Genomic DNA, 15,354 nt, shown 5'->3' on the forward strand with positions numbered 1-15,354 from the left:
CACGTTTAAAGGAGCTGAAATGAAACGCGTGTTGCTGTTTCTTGCGACAAACCTGGCAGTCATGCTGGTCCTGTCGATTGTACTGAGTGTATTAAGTAGTTTCTTCGGAATCAGTACCCGGGGTTCAGGCGGTCTGTTGCTGATGGCCGCAGTGTTTGGTTTCGGTGGTTCTATAATTTCTCTGCTGATGTCCAAATGGATGGCTAAACGTTCATATGGGGTTCAGGTTATTGAACAACCACGCTCTGAAATAGAATACTGGCTGTTCAACACTGTACAGCGACAAGCTCAGCAGACAGGCATCGGTATGCCTGAAGTGGGTATATATGATTCACCGGACATGAACGCTTTCGCTACCGGCGCTAACCGTAATAAGGCTCTGGTTGCGGTGAGTTCTGGGCTGCTTTACAACATGAGCCGTGATGAAGCTGAAGCGGTACTGGCTCATGAAATCAGCCACGTAGCGAATGGTGACATGGTGACACTGACCCTGATTCAGGGGGTAGTGAATACCTTTGTTATCTACATCTCTCGTGTGCTGGCAGGTATTGTTTCTAACTTTATGCGTTCAGATGACGAAGAAAGTTCAGCGACGGGTGGTATTGCTTACTTTGCGATATCCATGGTGTTTGAACTGATATTTGGCATTCTGGCATCGACAATCGTTATGTGGTTCTCGCGTCAGCGTGAATTCCGTGCTGATGCGGGTTCGGCAAAATTGGTTGGTAAAGACAAAATGATTGCCGCACTGGAGCGTCTGGCGCGTGGTCATGATTCCCAACTGGACGGTTCTATGATGGCATTCGGTATCAATGGTAAAACTGCGATGACTGAATTATTCATGAGCCATCCGCCATTGGAAAAACGTATTCAGGCGCTGCGTGAAATGCGTTAATCCTGAACAGGATAATAAAAAGGCCACTGATTTTTTCAGTGGCCTTTCTGTTTCTGCTCTCTTGCAAACTCAACCCGCTGCTTTGGCGTTCTCGGTCAGGTAAGCAACCAGATCTTCAATGCACAGCACTGGCATATTGTGCTTGTTGGCAAATTCAACAATTCCAGGCAGACGGGCCATCGAACCGTCTTCGTTCTGCACTTCACACAGCACGCCATAAGGTTTTAAACCTGCCAGCTTCATCAGATCGATGGTGGCTTCTGTATGCCCCCGGCGGGTTAACACGCCGCCTGCACGGGCACGCAGCGGGAACACATGCCCCGGACGATTCAGATCAGACGCTACGGCACCATCGGCAATCGCTGTGCGAATGGTAGTGATACGGTCCTGTGCTGAAACCCCAGTAGTTACACCGCGGGCTGCCTCGATAGTCACGGTAAATCCAGTCTGATTTGCGCTGGTATTATGTTCCACCATCATAGGCAGAGCTAATTGACGGATACGTTCTTCAGTCAGGCATAGGCAAACAATACCGGAACATTCCCGGATCATCAGTGCCATTTGTTGCGGTGTCATTTTTTCAGCAGAAAAGATGAGGTCGCCTTCATTTTCACGATCTTCATCATCGACGACTAATACGCCATTACCTTGCTGCAAAGCAGATAATGCCTGTTCTACGCGCTGAAAAGGGTTGCCAAAAGGGGTCAGTAAAGACTGATTCATGGTAATACTCCTGTGTATTGATTTACCAGAATCAGGGCATGGGATAACAGAGCCTCCGCTATACGCGGAGGCTTGTTGTATCCTCTTCCGTCCGGACTATAACCGTCGGCTCCGGAATTACACCGGATCTGCTGACATCAATACGTCATAAAACGCATCAACCGCTCGCGGGCTTTCAGTTGAAGACCTCTTCAGACTGTTTACCGCCGGTGGGGACTTTCACCCCGCCCTGAGAATATGCTCTGCTAGGTTAGTCCCAATTTTTCAAAAAACCAAGTCATAGAACAGAAACAAAGTCATTTTTCTGACTCAGCTGAAGCATAGCTGTGATAGGATTTAGAATGTCACAACGCATTAACAAATCTGGCATTCTGGTATAAAAGAATGAGCGGGGATTCGTTGAAGTATAAAAAATACCGAAATTACCTGATCGCAGTCTGTCTGTTTCTGGGGGGCATATCATCGGCTCTCGCCACCCCTGTGACCTATGATGTTCGCGGTGTAAAAGGTGAATTACTGGATAATGTCAACTATTACCTGGCAGCGCTTCCGGTAATCGATAGTCAGCGGGTTGAAGGTCGAGAAAAGAAGATCACCGAAGCAATCCGGAAATCCCTGCAGGCAGTAGGGTATTACTCTCCGACAATTGATTTTAAGTATCCGGATGAAAAATCTCACACTCTTCAGGTGCAAATCGAGCCCGGTAAACCGGTAAAAGTTCGTCAGATCCAGATTGAGCTCTATGATGATGCGCAAAAGGATGCTGATTTCCTCAAAATTCTCTCTTCGCTGGATTTAGAAACCGGCGCTGTTTTACATCACGGCAAATATGAAAATATCAAACGGCGGCTGAAAACACTGGCGGCGACTCATGGCTATTTTGACGCGAAAATTGTTCGCTCAGATGTTCAGGTTTATCCGCGGGATGAAGTTGCGGATATCAATATTGTATTCAATAGTGGTCATCGTTACCGTTTTGGCGCAATTACCATTGATGGTATTCCGCAAACAAAACTGATCCAGCCGCTGCTTCGCTTCAAACAAGGTGATGCTTTCGATACGCTTAAGCTGGCAGAACTGAGTCAGTCATTATCCCAGACGCGCTATTTTCAGGTGGTGGATGTTCATCCGCAGATCAGCCAGGCTGAGGATTACCAGATCCCGGTGATGGTGCATCTGGAAAAGAAAAAGCCGAATCAGATGGAAACGGGTTTGGGATTTTCTACCGATGAAGGCCCCCGGGTGCAATGGAACTGGGAGCGGCCATGGGTCAATGACTATGGACATCGTTTCTCTTCGCAGATAAAGGTCGCGCAAACCACGCAGACGGTGGATTTCAGTTACCGTATCCCGAATAAAAATCCGATCGACGATTATTATCAGCTGCAGACAACCTATGAAAATGTGGCACAGGATGATACCCGCTCACAGAAAATTGAAGCTGGTCTGCATTACTGGACGACGCTGATGGGGCAATGGCAGCGCGATTATTTCTTTAAAACTGCCTATGAAAAATATGAACAGGGTGAAGACAGCGGTAATAGTCTGCTGTTCATGCCTGGCGCATCTATTACCCGCGTACGCAGTAAAGGGGGCATCGATCCTTACTGGGGGGATCAGCAAATCCTATCTGTTATGTTTTCCGATCCTGTCTGGGCTTCTGATACCCGATTTGTAAAGGTATGGGGCCGGACCAAATGGCTGCGGACTTATGCCAGTAACCATCGTTTTATCTTCCGAGCGGAGCAGGGGGCATTACTCTGGGGAAATCTGAGCGAAATACCGGCCTCACAACGTTTCTTCACCGGGGGGGATCAGACTGTCAGAGGGTTTGCTTATGAAAGCATTTCGCCACTGGATTCTTCCGGTCAGCTTTCCGGTGCCCTGAATACCACCGTGGGCAGTCTGGAATATAATTATCAGATTGCACCGAAATGGCGTATCGCGACGTTTGTCGATGCCGGTACAGCGACGAATGATTATCAGGAACCATGGAAAATTGGTACAGGGATCGGTGGCCGCTGGTTAACGCCGGTCGGACAGTTGCGCTTTGATCTGGCATTCGGCGTATCCGAAGAATCGGTGCCATTCCGGTTACATTTTGCGTTAGGGCCAGAACTATGAGTCTCAGAAGCCGGCGCTGGGTAGCATCTGCTATGTTGCTGGTGGCTTTCCTGGCTACCATGTTCTTTTTTCTGTTGTTTTCTGCCTCCGGCAGTCAGTTAGTCTGGAATCAACTAACCCGTTGGGTGCCTGGATTACAGGGTGAATGGGTTTCCGGTTCTCTTGCTGAAGGCTGGCAGTTACGTGATACCCGGTGGCAGAGCGAATATGTCACGGTCTCGCTGAAGCGAGTACAAACCAGATGGCAGCTTGCTTCTATGTTGTCTGGTCAGGCTGAAATCGATTTGCTGGAAGTGGATGGGTTAACCGTGAGTCGCCGGGATATGCCTGATTCTGCCGATGAGGTGGACGTTGCTCCGGAAGCGCTGCCAACAACTGATCGCTATATTCCGACCCCCGTTCCCATTGCGTTACATCAGCTGAAAGTCTCTGATTTTGTTTATGATGATCCGGTGGTACGGGTAAAAGTCGGGCATCTGGAAACTGCCGCCGACTGGCAGGAACATCAGATTGATATTAAACCGTCTCATTCTGAATCTGTAGACGTCTGGCTAAAACCGGCTGCCGCAGGCAAAAACGTAATTTCTGACAAAAAAAATGCTGCGTCACCTAAAGAAAAACCGGTGGACGCGGAATTGCCGGAAGTATTCGTACCGTTTGATATTCGTCTTTCTGAATTTAGTCTGAAACAAGGCCGTTATCATCAGCAGGCTTTTGATACCGGGTTGATGGATATCAAGCTACAGGCCAGTTTTGATGGCACGGAACTGACAGTTCAGCAACTGCAGGTTCAGCAGGGGAAACGCAGTGCTGGGCTGTCTGGAAAGATGACATTTATTCATAACTATCTGATAGATGCAGATCTCAATGCACAATCTGTGCTTCCGGTTGTGTCCCCGGATGTATCCAGAATAGCAACCCTTTCAGCCAAGGGCGATCTGCAGAAATTAACATTTACGGCGCTGCTGGAAGGCAAAGAAAAAGTGAAACTGCAGGGAGAACTGCAGCCTTTAACCAGTGGTTTACCCTTTGTTCTGATGGGGGACTGGCTGAAGTTACCTTTACCTCCGGCGCTGGAAGGACTTTCTGTCGGTAAAGGAAAGCTGGATCTCCGCGGCTCACTGCGCAGCTATAAACTGGTACTGGAGACAGAAGGCAACTGGCTCGATTTGCCTTCAACCCGGTTGCAGTTGGCCTTAAATGGCACATCAGACAAGCTCGATCTGCAACGATTACAACTGGGTGATGGCGTAAACAAGTTACTTGTTGCTGGTCAGCTGAACTGGCAAAAAGGTCTCCACTGGCAAGGACAAACCGATCTGGAATTACCAGAGGTTAAACGCTGGCTGCCCGACGCAAAGGCTGCAGTTTCCGGCAGTCTGAAACAAGAGATCCATTGGCAGGACGATCGCTGGCAAGGGGATTTATCGGCGATAGATCTGAAAGGCGACTGGAATGGTTTCCCGTTAACGACACAGGGGGCTATTCAGGGGGATGAGCAGGGGAACTGGCACTTCCAGCAACTTGAGATCAAAAACGGTCCGAACTCTCTGGCTGTGAACGGTAATCTGGATAAAGAGTGGTCACTGGCAGGTAAATTACGACTTTCCAAACTATCGCTGATTAATCCGAAGTGGGACGGCAGTATCGATGGCGATTTCCGTCTGAATGGCCCGGCGAAAGCGCCTGTGTTGGCGCTGCGGCTGGCAGCTCCCCGTATTGTTATGCCGGGGCAACTGGTGCGTAAACTTGAGCTGACGGGACATGCCACACTGAATAAAACCCTGCCGGGCCAATTACAGTTAAATGCTGAACGCTGGAATATCAATGGAACCCGCATGCAGAATGTGGTGCTTTCACTCCGTGGTAATGCACAACAACATCAGTTACTGCTGAAAAATGACGGGAAACAGCTCAACAGTAAGCTGAACCTGAGCGGCAGCTGGCAAAACGGGAGCTGGCAAGGGCGCCTGCAGGACAGTCAGATTGGCGGTCTGGCCGGAGAGTGGCAATTGCAGTCGCCTGTCGTGTTGCAATGGAAAGCCAGTACGCTGACCTTTAAGTCGCATTGCTGGCGCTCTGCTCCGGCGCGGCTCTGTTTTGAAAATTCTTCACTCTCGGCGTTGCAGGGCTCGATTCCGTTCACTGTGGCTGATTTTGATACGCAACGTCTCAAACCCTGGTTACTCGATACGCTGAAATGGAGCTCACAACTGCAGGCCAATGGTGTTATCGGCTGGCGGAAAGGCAGCCCTGATCTGCATGTGTCAGTGCGCAGTCAGTATGGTGAGCTGATCACGGAACAGATCCATACGCCTTACCGGGATATGCAGTTAAAGCTGGAAGTGACACCTGTGAAGGCAACAGGCCGGTTTGTGCTGGATTCAGCCATGCTGGGTAATATCAACGTGGATGCAGAAGTCCGGGATCCTCTCAAACGACGGGTATTAAGTGGAACGGTGAATGTCACTAACCTGCAGTTGTATGGCATTGCGCCATTGGTGGATGTTCTGCACAGCACTAAAGGACAGGTTGATGTAAATGGCCGTCTGGCGGGAACGCTGGATGTGCCTTTATTTTATGGTCAGGTAAATCTGAAAGACGGTGAGGTCGATACAGCCACAGAGATGGTGAGCCTGCGGCAAATCAACGGCAAACTGATCATTGAGGGCGATAAGGCCGACCTGAACGCCGATATGCTGGCGGGTAAAGGAAAGGTAACGCTCACCGGTCGTTCCCGCTGGCCGGACGGTAATCTCTCCGGCGAACTGTCATTGCAGGGGCGGGCTGTTGAGCTGGCATTTGCCGGTTATGGCAACGGCAAAGTCGATTCAGATGTGCAATTGCAGTTTGATGCAGAAAAGGTCTCGCTGGAAGGTGATGTTCTGGTGCCATGGGCCCGGGTAGATATTAAAAGTCTGCCGGATAATGGTGTCGAAATATCAGACGATGTACACATAGTGAGGCCATTACAGCAACAGCAAACCACTGTGCCATTCCCGTTCTTTATGGATCTGAGATTAAAACTGGGAACAGATGTTCGTTTCAGCGCCATGGGGTTGAAGACCGCGTTGGCTGGTGGGCTTCGTTTCCGTCAGAAACCGGGACAAGCGTTACTGACACAAGGGGAAATCAGACTGGTGGATGGCCGCTTTAAAGCTTATGGCCAGAATCTGGTAGTCCGTAGTGGCAAGCTGATGTTCAGTGGCGATATTGCCGAACCTTATGTCATGGCTGAGGCTATCCGGGATCCGGCCACGATGGAAGACAGCAGTGTGACAGTCGGGGTAAAAATTAATGCGCCGATCACCGCAATCAGTGCACAGGTGTTCTCCGAACCTGAACTGCCGGATACCGATAAGCTTTCCTATTTGTTACGTGGACGCAGTTCGACGGCCACGACGAACGGCTCTACCGAAGAAGCCATGGCGGCGATGATGATCGGTGTCGGGTTGGGACAGACGAATGGCATTGTTTCAGATGTCGCTTCAACATTTGGCCTGAAAGATGTGGCATTTGATACCAGCGGCAGTGGAACCGATACCCAGGTGAATTTATCGGCTTATCTGCTTAAAGATCTGCAACTGCAGTATGGCGTGGGTGTTTATAGTGCCGTCAGCGAAGTGAAGTTGCGCTATTTTCTGTTACCCCAACTGTATTTGCAGGCGGTAAGCGGTCTCTCTCAGGCCGTCGATATCTTTTATAAGTTTGAATTTTGAGCTGCAGGAGCAGGATTTGAGTCTTCTGACTGAAATGAAATATACTTGCCATCTAAATTAGATGAACCTAAATTAAAGCAATTAATGATCAGGGGAAGCGAAATGACGAAAATTATAATTATTGGTGGTGTAGCCGGTGGCGCATCTGCTGCTGCACGGGCACGCCGTTTGTCAGAAGATGCCGAAATTCTGATGCTGGAGCGTGGTGAGTTTATCTCTTTTGCTAACTGTGGTTTGCCTTATCATATCAGCGGCGATATCACCCAGCGTGAAGCCTTGTTGCTGCAGACACCGCAAAGTTTTAAATCCCGTTTTAATGTAGAAGTCCGCGTTTTTTCTGAAGTGGTTGCCATTGATCGTCAGAAGAAAGTCATCACCGTCAAGAATCTGCTGTCAGGTGAAGAGTATCAGGAATCTTACGACAAATTATTGCTGAGTCCGGGCGCTGCTCCGGTTCGTCCTCCTCTTCCGGGTATCAACTGCGAGAACGTATTTAGTCTGCGTAATATTCCGGACATGGATCGTATTCTGGCGGCCATTATGCTTAACAAACCTAAGCATGCCACCGTAGTTGGTGGCGGGTTTATTGGTCTGGAAATGGTAGAAGCATTACATCAGCAAGGCATTGAAGTGACTTTGCTGGAGCTTTCCGGGCAGGTAATGGCACCAGTGGATCCTGAAATGGCCAATTTTGTTCATCAGGTACTGGTGCAGAATAAAACCGATTTACGCCTGAATACGGGATTAACTGCGATCACCGAAATTCCGGTAACGCCGGCTGAGCCTGATGCGACCGGTGATTTTGCTATTCATCCTGATCTGCCTAATCATCTGGAGTTAACGCTGAACAATGGTGAAAAACTGGTCACCGGACTGGTTGTGTTAGCCATCGGCGTTAAACCGGAAACCATGCTGGCTTCTGCTGCCGGTCTGGAATTAGGTGCGCGTGGTGGCATCAAAGTGGATGAAGGCATGCGTACCAGCGATCCGGATATCTATGCGGTCGGTGATGCGGTGGAAACGCTGGATTTTGTGACTGAGCAGCCGACATTGATCCCGCTGGCCGGCCCGGCTAACCGCCAGGGGCGTATTGCGGCTGATAATATGCTGGGACGTGATGAAAAATATCAGCGTACGCAGGGAACTGCGATCTGCAAGGTGTTTGATTTTGCGATTGCCAGTACCGGACATAGCGAGAAGAGCCTGAAACGTCTGGGTCGCGCTTATGAGAAGGTTTATGTCCATCCGGGCAATCACGCCGGTTACTATCCGGGTGCCTTTCCGGTCAGCTTTAAGCTGATCTTTGATCCGGCTACCGGCCAGATCCTGGGTGGTCAGGCGTTTGGCAAAGAAGGTGTGGACAAGCGTATCGATGTGCTGGCCGTGGCAATGCGTGCCGGTCTGAAAGTACAGGATCTGGAACATCTGGAACTGACCTATGCACCACCTTTCGGTTCCGCCCGTGATGTGATTAATCAGGCCGGGATGGTTGCAACTAACGTGATCAAAGGTGATGAGCGTATTTGCCATACTGCCGATGTATTGAATATTTCAGCGGATCAGTTCCTGCTGGATGTGCGTAATCCTCCTGAGCTGACCAATATCGGTGCTATTCCGGGCGCGGTGAATATTCCGGTCGATCAGTTACGTAATCGTCTGGCGGAATTACCGAAAGACAAAGAAATCCTGATCACCTGTCAGGTCGGCTTACGCGGTCATGTTGCCTACTGTTTATTGGCTAACAACGGCTTCAAGGCACGCAATCTGTCCGGTGGCTTCAAGACCTTTCAGATGGCAACGAAGAAATTTTAAATTTTGTTCTTCAGAATGAAAGAAGGGCGACCAATTGGTCGCCTTTCTTGGCACTGGGTGAGAGAGCTTAAACCAGTTCTTTAATCACACTTTTCAGTAATGCCATACCTTCATCAATGATTTCCATTTCGGTCGTCAATGGTGGCAGGAAACGGATAACGTTAGCGCGGGTGCCGCAGGAGAGCAGGATCAGGCCTTTCTCGGCGGCTTTGGCGCAGATTGTCTTGGTCAGATCGGCATCCGGCTTTTTCATATCGCCGTCTTTGACCAGTTCCAGTGCGATCATCGCGCCCAGATTACGGATATCACCAACGATGGCCGGGAATTCATCCTGAATATCTTTCAGATGATTGACCATACGTTCACCGATGGCTAACGCACGATCACACAGTTTTTCTTCTTCGATGGCATCAAATACCGCCAGACCTGCCGCGCAACCCAGTGGCGAACCAGCGTAAGTACCGCCCAGACCGCCTGGTTGTGGTGCATCCATGATCTCAGCTTTACCTACGACAGCAGAAATCGGATAACCGCCACCCAAGCCTTTTGCCATGGTCACCAGATCCGCTTCGATACCGGCATAGTCATGCGCAAACATACGGCCGGTACGGGCAAAACCGGTCTGAATTTCATCACAGATCAGCATGATGCCTTTCTGATCACACAGTGCACGCAGTTTTTGCAGGAAAGAGGCGGGGGCTTGATAAAATCCGCCTTCGCCCTGTACGCATTCAATGATGATGGCAGCAACACGGTTCGGATCGATATCGCATTTGAACAGCTGGTTCAGCGCTTCAAAGCTGTCATCTTCAGAAACACCCAGTAGTTCATTCGGATAAGCCACATGATAAATTTCAGCAGGGAACGGGCCAAATCCGGCTTTGTATGGCTGCACTTTACCGGTCAGGCCAACGGTCAGCAGGGTACGGCCATGAAAACCACCGTTGAAGGCGATAACACCTGAACGACCGGTATAAGAACGGGCAATTTTGACGGCATTTTCTACAGCTTCGGCACCGGTAGTGACAAACATGGCTTTTTTCGGTGTGTTACCCGGAACGGCTTTCACCAGTTTTTCCGCCAGCTTAACAGCAGATTCATAAGGCGTTACTGTCATGCAGGTATGGCTGAAGTTATCCAGCTGGGCTTTCACTGCAGCAACGACTTTCGGGTGACTGTGCCCTGTGTTAACCACAGCGATACCGCTGCCAAAATCGATGTAGCGGTTACCTTCCACATCCCACAATTCAGCATTTTTTGCTTTTGCGACATAGATACCGTAGGCATTACCTTCACCACGGGCAAACACAGCTTGTTTACGTTGTTGCAGTTCAGAATTATTCATTTGTGACTCCTTAAAATATGCAGCCCAATTCCTTTTGGAACTATTTCAAGCCGCCCATACAGAGGTATTTAATTTCAGTAAATTCTTCCAGACCATATTTGGAACCTTCGCGGCCCAGCCCCGATTCTTTAACGCCACCAAACGGTGCGACTTCGCTGGAGATCCCACCTTCGTTGATTCCGACCATGCCATATTCCAGTGCCTCGGCGACGCGCCAGATGCGGCTGATATCACGGCTGTAGAAGTAAGCTGCCAGTCCGAACGGGGTATCGTTTGCCATGGCAACGGCTTCAGCTTCTGTTGAAAAACGGAACAGCGGAGCGACCGGGCCAAAAATTTCAGAATGGAAAATCTTCATGTCACTGGTGACTTCTTTCAGCACGGTTGGCTGATAGAAATTATCGCCGGCCGGATGAACCGAACCGCCTGTTAATAATTTAGCGCCACGCGTAATAGCATCAGAAACCAAGTGTTGTACTTTGTGCATAGCCGCCTGGTTGATCAGCGGGCCAATGGTAGTGCCAGCATCTGTTCCCAAACCGACTTTGAGTTTTTTCACCTCGGTAACCAGTTTTTCCGCGAAACGATCATAAATGCTGTCCTGCACCAGAATCCGGTTGGCACAGATGCAGGTTTGTCCGGCGTTGCGGTATTTCGACACCATCAAACCAGCGATAGCCGCATCAATATCCGCATCATCAAACACGATGAAAGGAGCATTGCCACCCAGTTCTAAACCGAGTTTTTTCACCGTTGCAGCGCATTGGCTCATCAATTGCTTACCAACAGGTGTTGAACCGGTAAAGGTAAGCTTGCGGACACGGCTGTCGCCGCAGAAAACCTGACCAATTTCGGCCGCTTTACGGCTGATCAAAACCTGGAACACATCTTCCGGAATACCAGCCTGATGGGCCAGTGTGACCAATGCCAGTGCAGAGAGCGGTGTCTCATCAGAGGGCTTCACCACGATAGTGCAGCCAGCACCAAGAGCGGGCGCCACTTTGCGTGTGATCATGGCGTTAGGGAAGTTCCATGGTGTGATTGCTGCAACGACACCAATGCTTTGTTTGATGGTCAGGATACGGCGATCACCGCTGGCGGCCGGAATGATGTCGCCATAGACACGTTTGGTTTCTTCGGCAAACCATTCGATATAAGAGGCTCCGTAAGCAACTTCGCCCTTGGCTTCGGCCAGTGGTTTACCTTGTTCCAGGGTCATCAGCAGTGCCAATGCATCCTGGTTTTTCAGAATAAGGTCAAACCAGCGGCGCAGCAGTAAGGCGCGTTGTTTGGCTGGCAGCGCTTGCCATGCAGGTAATGCGGCACTGGCGCGATCAATGGCTGTCAGTGCATCACCGGCGGTCTGATTCTGCAGGGTTGCTATCACTGCGCCCGTTGCCGGGTTGGTAACGGAGAAAGTAGTGCCAACTTTTGGCGTCATCCACTGCGAGGCTTGCCATTGGCAGAACGGCGCCAGCAACGGATCAATAGATGGATAGCTCATACGGGATCTCCGGTGACAGTGGATGCCCTGATATATCGGGCTGATGTGTTCATACTAACGCGTTATACCGTTGCATAAATGACTGACAATCAACTCTTACATTGAGGAAAATAAAACAATGGTGCAGGTTTCACTGATTGAGTTAGGGCAGGTGGGCGACTATGAAATTCGTCTGTTAAAAGTATTCAAGACGGTTGTGGAATGTGGCGGCTTCTCTGCGGCCGAAACAGTGTTGAATATCAGCCGTTCTACTATCAGTGTGCATATGGCGAATCTGGAGCACCGGCTCAAACTGAAGTTGTGCAGCCGCGGGCGTTCAGGTTTTGCTCTGACAGAAGAAGGAGCCATTATCTATGAATCGGTACGCCGTCTGTTTTCTCAGCTGGAAGATTTCCGCTCCACCGTTAATGCCTTGCATGTACAGCTTTCCGGAGAGCTTAAGCTGGTAGCCAGCGATACCATCAGTCTGGATGAACGTTGTCAGTTTCCGCTGGTGTTAAGCGAGTTTTGCCGGCAGGCACCGGATGTTTTTCTGCAATTTGAAACCGCGCCGATGAGTGATATTGAACGCATGATCCTTAACGGGGAGGCGGATGTGGGCTTTATCCCGTATCACCGCCAACTTGACGGACTGATCTACCATTCTTTGTATGAGGAAACCTGTTATCTCTATTGCAGCGACAGGCATCCGTTATTTGCCGAAACAGAGGATGAGATAATTCGTCAGGGATTAGTGAATGCGCGTTCTGTTCAGGCCGGTATTCAGAGTAACCCTGAAGTGGCAATACAGATGGTGGGGCTGCAGAAGGCGGCAACCGCCTATTACTATGAGACCCGGGCTACCATGATCCTCTCCGGTGCGTATGTCGGCTTCCTGCCGGAACATTATGCTGCCAGAGGCGTGGACGAGGGGAAATTGCGTAAGCTGTTACCGCATGAGCGCTGCTACAAATTAGGTATTGCAGCCATAACTCATCAATTTGGCCGACTGAATAAACCGCGGGATTTCTTCATGCGCCTGCTGCAGAGCAAGGTCACGCGCTGAGGATAAAAAAAGCGCCGCGAAGCGGCGCAACAGGTGGAACTTGCAGAAAGAACTTGTTTAACAGGATCAGAATCAATGCGCCGTGGTGCGCATTTTTTCTGCGCGGCCACGTAACCATTCCAGCGTCAGCAACATAGCTACTGAAATCAGGATCAGGATGGTCGCAGCAGCGGCAATTGCCGGGCTGATGTTTTCGCGGATACCGCTGAACATCACGCGTGGCAGCGTCGCCTGATCCGGTCCGGCCAGATACAGCGTTACTACCACTTCATCAAAGCTGGTGGCAAAAGCGAACAGGGCACCGGAAATCATGCCCGGTCCGATGAGCGGTAATGTCACCTTGAAGAACGTCAGCATCGGATCCGCACCCAAACTGGCAGCTGCGCGACTCAGATTCTTGTTATAGCCCTGCAATGTTGCGGTCACCGTAATGATCACGAACGGAATACCTAACACCGCATGCACCATAATCAGTGAAAAATAGCTGTTAGACAGACCCAGCGGTGCAAAGAACAGGTAAGACGAGACACCTACGATCACCACGGGTACGACCATTGGTGAAATCAGAAGGCTGGTCAGCAACGCTTTGCCTTTAAACTCCGCCCGTGTCAGACCGATGGACGCCAGTGTACCGAAAATCATCGCCACCAGTGTGGCCGCCGGTGATACGATCATGCTGTTAGCCAGTGAACGCATCCATTCCGGTGAGGTGAAAAAGGTTTCGTACCAGCGCAGCGACCAGCCCTGCAGTGGATACACCAGAAACGCCCCGCCATTGAATGACAGCGGGATCATCACCAGCACCGGTAACATCAGGAACAACAATACCAGCCCGCAGAGACTGCGATGTGACCAGTACCAGATCCGTTCAAAATTAGAAGCATAGGGTCTTAACATAATGTCATTCCTTGTCCATTAGCCCAGACGTAAGCGGTTAGCGCCAACCAGCCAGCTATAAATTACATACAGGATCAGCGTTGCCAGCAGTAACAGGCCACCCAGTGCGGTTGCCATACCCCAGTTGATCGTGGTGTTGGTATAGAAGGCAACAAAGTAGCTGACCATCTGATCGGTCGGACTACCCAGCAGTGCAGGGGTGATGTAGTAACCAATCGACAGAATAAAGACCAGCAGACAGCCTGCACCGATGCCGGCATAAGTTTGCGGCAGATAAACCAGCCAGAAGCTGATCATTGGCGGGCAGCCCAGAGAAATCGCAGCACGCTGATAGCTCTGCGGAATGTTTTTCATCACGCTGTACAGCGGCAGGATCATAAACGGCAGCATGATATGCACCATGGCCACATAGACACCGAAACGGTTGAAAACCAGTTGCAGTGGTGAATCAATCAGACCGAGATGTTCCAGAAACGTATTTACCAGCCCGTTGTTCTGCAGCAAGACGATCCAGGCAGCAACCCGGACCAGAACCGAAGTCCAGAACGGCAACAGCACACAAATCATCAGCAGATTCGCACTACGGGCGGGTAACGTTGCCAGCAGATAGGCCAGCGGATAGGCCAGTACCAGACAGACTGCGGTTATCACCAGACTCATCCAGAAAGTCCGGACAAATACACTCTGATAAATCGCCTGATCTTCCGATACCTTAACAATGGCTCCGGCCTGATCTTTTTTCAAATCCAGCGAAGACAGCAGATAGTTAGGGGTATAGGGGGAGCTGTTGCGATACATCGCCTGCCAGTAAGTGGCGTCACCCCAACGTTCATCCAGATCGATAAAGGCTTGTTTATAGGATTCAGGCGCCGGATCAAGCGGCAAACTATCCGCAGTATTATTCAGTAAGCTGCGGTAGCCGGAAATCTCGCTGTTCAGGCGCTTACCCAGATTACCCAGCTCATCGTTGTTATTCGCAGTTTCGATATCTGCAGCTAATGCCTGATAGACGTTTTCCGGCGGCAGATCTTTGCCATCCCAGTCAGCCATTGCAGTTACTGTTGCCGGTAAGTACGCGGCTACTTCCGGGTTATCGACACTTTTTTTCAGCATCACCACCAGTGGCACTAAAAATACGACAATCAGAAAAATGATTAATGGCAGGATTAGTCCGAATGATTTCAAACGGTTAATACGTTCAGCCCGATGTAATTTCGCCTTCAGTGATTCGGTATCCACTGGCTGGGGGATGGTGTCCGTAATGGTAGTTGACAGCATAATTATATTCCT

Annotated in this window: 10 protein-coding genes and 1 riboswitch; of the genes, 5 read left to right on the top strand and 5 right to left on the bottom strand. The window is 50.1% G+C overall.

What is annotated here, in order from left to right; translation table 11 throughout:
• Nucleotides 1-19: 19 nt before the first annotated feature.
• Nucleotides 20-895: a protease HtpX gene (htpX, locus tag TOLA_RS05635; protein ID WP_012729326.1), complete on the top strand. Its 876-nt coding sequence runs from the start codon at nt 20-22 to the stop codon at nt 893-895.
• 69 nt (nt 896-964) lie between these two features.
• Here htpX and ribB read toward each other — a convergent pair whose 3' ends face one another.
• The gene (ribB, locus tag TOLA_RS05640) at nt 965-1,618 is read right to left on the bottom strand and encodes a 3,4-dihydroxy-2-butanone-4-phosphate synthase (protein WP_012729327.1); all 654 of its coding nucleotides are present in this window, start codon (nt 1,616-1,618) and stop codon (nt 965-967) included.
• Between the two features lie 75 nt (nt 1,619-1,693).
• Nucleotides 1,694-1,859: riboswitch (FMN riboswitch) on the bottom strand.
• Nucleotides 1,860-2,017: 158 nt separating this feature from the next.
• On the opposite strand from ribB, the gene tamA reads away from it, so the two are divergent.
• The 3 genes from tamA to TOLA_RS05655 all read left to right on the top strand — a co-directional run bounded on the left by tamA (nt 2,018) and on the right by TOLA_RS05655 (nt 9,273).
• The gene (tamA, locus tag TOLA_RS05645; RefSeq protein WP_171804902.1) at nt 2,018-3,742 is read left to right on the top strand and encodes an autotransporter assembly complex protein TamA; all 1,725 of its coding nucleotides are present in this window, start codon (nt 2,018-2,020) and stop codon (nt 3,740-3,742) included.
• Nucleotides 3,739-7,461, top strand: a complete 3,723-nt coding sequence (tamB, locus tag TOLA_RS05650; protein ID WP_012729329.1) for an autotransporter assembly complex protein TamB — start codon at nt 3,739-3,741, stop codon at nt 7,459-7,461. Before tamA ends, tamB begins: the two co-directional genes overlap by 4 nt.
• Nucleotides 7,462-7,563: 102 nt before the next feature.
• Nucleotides 7,564-9,273 carry an FAD-dependent oxidoreductase gene (locus TOLA_RS05655; protein WP_012729330.1) on the top strand — a complete coding sequence of 570 codons (1,710 nt, stop codon included), beginning with the start codon at nt 7,564-7,566 and terminating at the stop codon, nt 9,271-9,273.
• Nucleotides 9,274-9,340: 67 nt separating this feature from the next.
• Here the strand turns inward: TOLA_RS05655 and gabT are convergent, their stop codons facing one another.
• Both gabT and TOLA_RS05665 read right to left on the bottom strand, forming a co-directional pair.
• Complete coding sequence (gene gabT / locus TOLA_RS05660) at nt 9,341-10,618, bottom strand: 4-aminobutyrate--2-oxoglutarate transaminase (protein WP_012729331.1); 1,278 nt, start codon at nt 10,616-10,618, stop codon at nt 9,341-9,343.
• A 40-nt stretch (nt 10,619-10,658) separates the two neighbouring features.
• The gene (locus TOLA_RS05665; protein WP_012729332.1) at nt 10,659-12,122 is read right to left on the bottom strand and encodes an NAD-dependent succinate-semialdehyde dehydrogenase; all 1,464 of its coding nucleotides are present in this window, start codon (nt 12,120-12,122) and stop codon (nt 10,659-10,661) included.
• A gap of 118 nt (nt 12,123-12,240) precedes the next feature.
• On the opposite strand from TOLA_RS05665, the gene TOLA_RS05670 reads away from it, so the two are divergent.
• The gene (locus tag TOLA_RS05670) at nt 12,241-13,167 is read left to right on the top strand and encodes a LysR family transcriptional regulator (RefSeq protein WP_012729333.1); all 927 of its coding nucleotides are present in this window, start codon (nt 12,241-12,243) and stop codon (nt 13,165-13,167) included.
• A 72-nt stretch (nt 13,168-13,239) separates the two neighbouring features.
• Here TOLA_RS05670 and TOLA_RS05675 read toward each other — a convergent pair whose 3' ends face one another.
• Both TOLA_RS05675 and TOLA_RS05680 read right to left on the bottom strand, forming a co-directional pair.
• The gene (locus TOLA_RS05675) at nt 13,240-14,064 is read right to left on the bottom strand and encodes an ABC transporter permease (RefSeq protein ID WP_012729334.1); all 825 of its coding nucleotides are present in this window, start codon (nt 14,062-14,064) and stop codon (nt 13,240-13,242) included.
• Between the two features lie 18 nt (nt 14,065-14,082).
• The gene (locus TOLA_RS05680; protein WP_012729335.1) at nt 14,083-15,342 is read right to left on the bottom strand and encodes an ABC transporter permease; all 1,260 of its coding nucleotides are present in this window, start codon (nt 15,340-15,342) and stop codon (nt 14,083-14,085) included.
• Nucleotides 15,343-15,354: the final 12 nt, after the last annotated feature.

Origin of the sequence: Tolumonas auensis DSM 9187, assembly GCF_000023065.1 — a bacterium.
GTDB classification, from domain to species: Bacteria; Pseudomonadota; Gammaproteobacteria; order Enterobacterales; family Aeromonadaceae; genus Tolumonas; species Tolumonas auensis.

Bases quoted from the DNA above. Each gene is read 5' to 3' on its own strand.
- htpX (WP_012729326.1), top strand. From the start codon at position 20: ATGAAACGCGTGTTGCTGTTTCTTGCGACAAACCTGGCAGTCATGCTG.
- ribB (WP_012729327.1), bottom strand. From the start codon at position 1,618: ATGAATCAGTCTTTACTGACCCCTTTTGGCAACCCTTTTCAGCGCGTA.
- tamB (WP_012729329.1), top strand. From the start codon at position 3,739: ATGAGTCTCAGAAGCCGGCGCTGGGTAGCATCTGCTATGTTGCTGGTG.
- TOLA_RS05655 (WP_012729330.1), top strand. From the start codon at position 7,564: ATGACGAAAATTATAATTATTGGTGGTGTAGCCGGTGGCGCATCTGCT.
- gabT (WP_012729331.1), bottom strand. From the start codon at position 10,618: ATGAATAATTCTGAACTGCAACAACGTAAACAAGCTGTGTTTGCCCGT.
- TOLA_RS05665 (WP_012729332.1), bottom strand. From the start codon at position 12,122: ATGAGCTATCCATCTATTGATCCGTTGCTGGCGCCGTTCTGCCAATGG.
- TOLA_RS05670 (WP_012729333.1), top strand. From the start codon at position 12,241: ATGGTGCAGGTTTCACTGATTGAGTTAGGGCAGGTGGGCGACTATGAA.
- TOLA_RS05675 (WP_012729334.1), bottom strand. From the start codon at position 14,064: ATGTTAAGACCCTATGCTTCTAATTTTGAACGGATCTGGTACTGGTCA.
- TOLA_RS05680 (WP_012729335.1), bottom strand. From the start codon at position 15,342: ATGCTGTCAACTACCATTACGGACACCATCCCCCAGCCAGTGGATACC.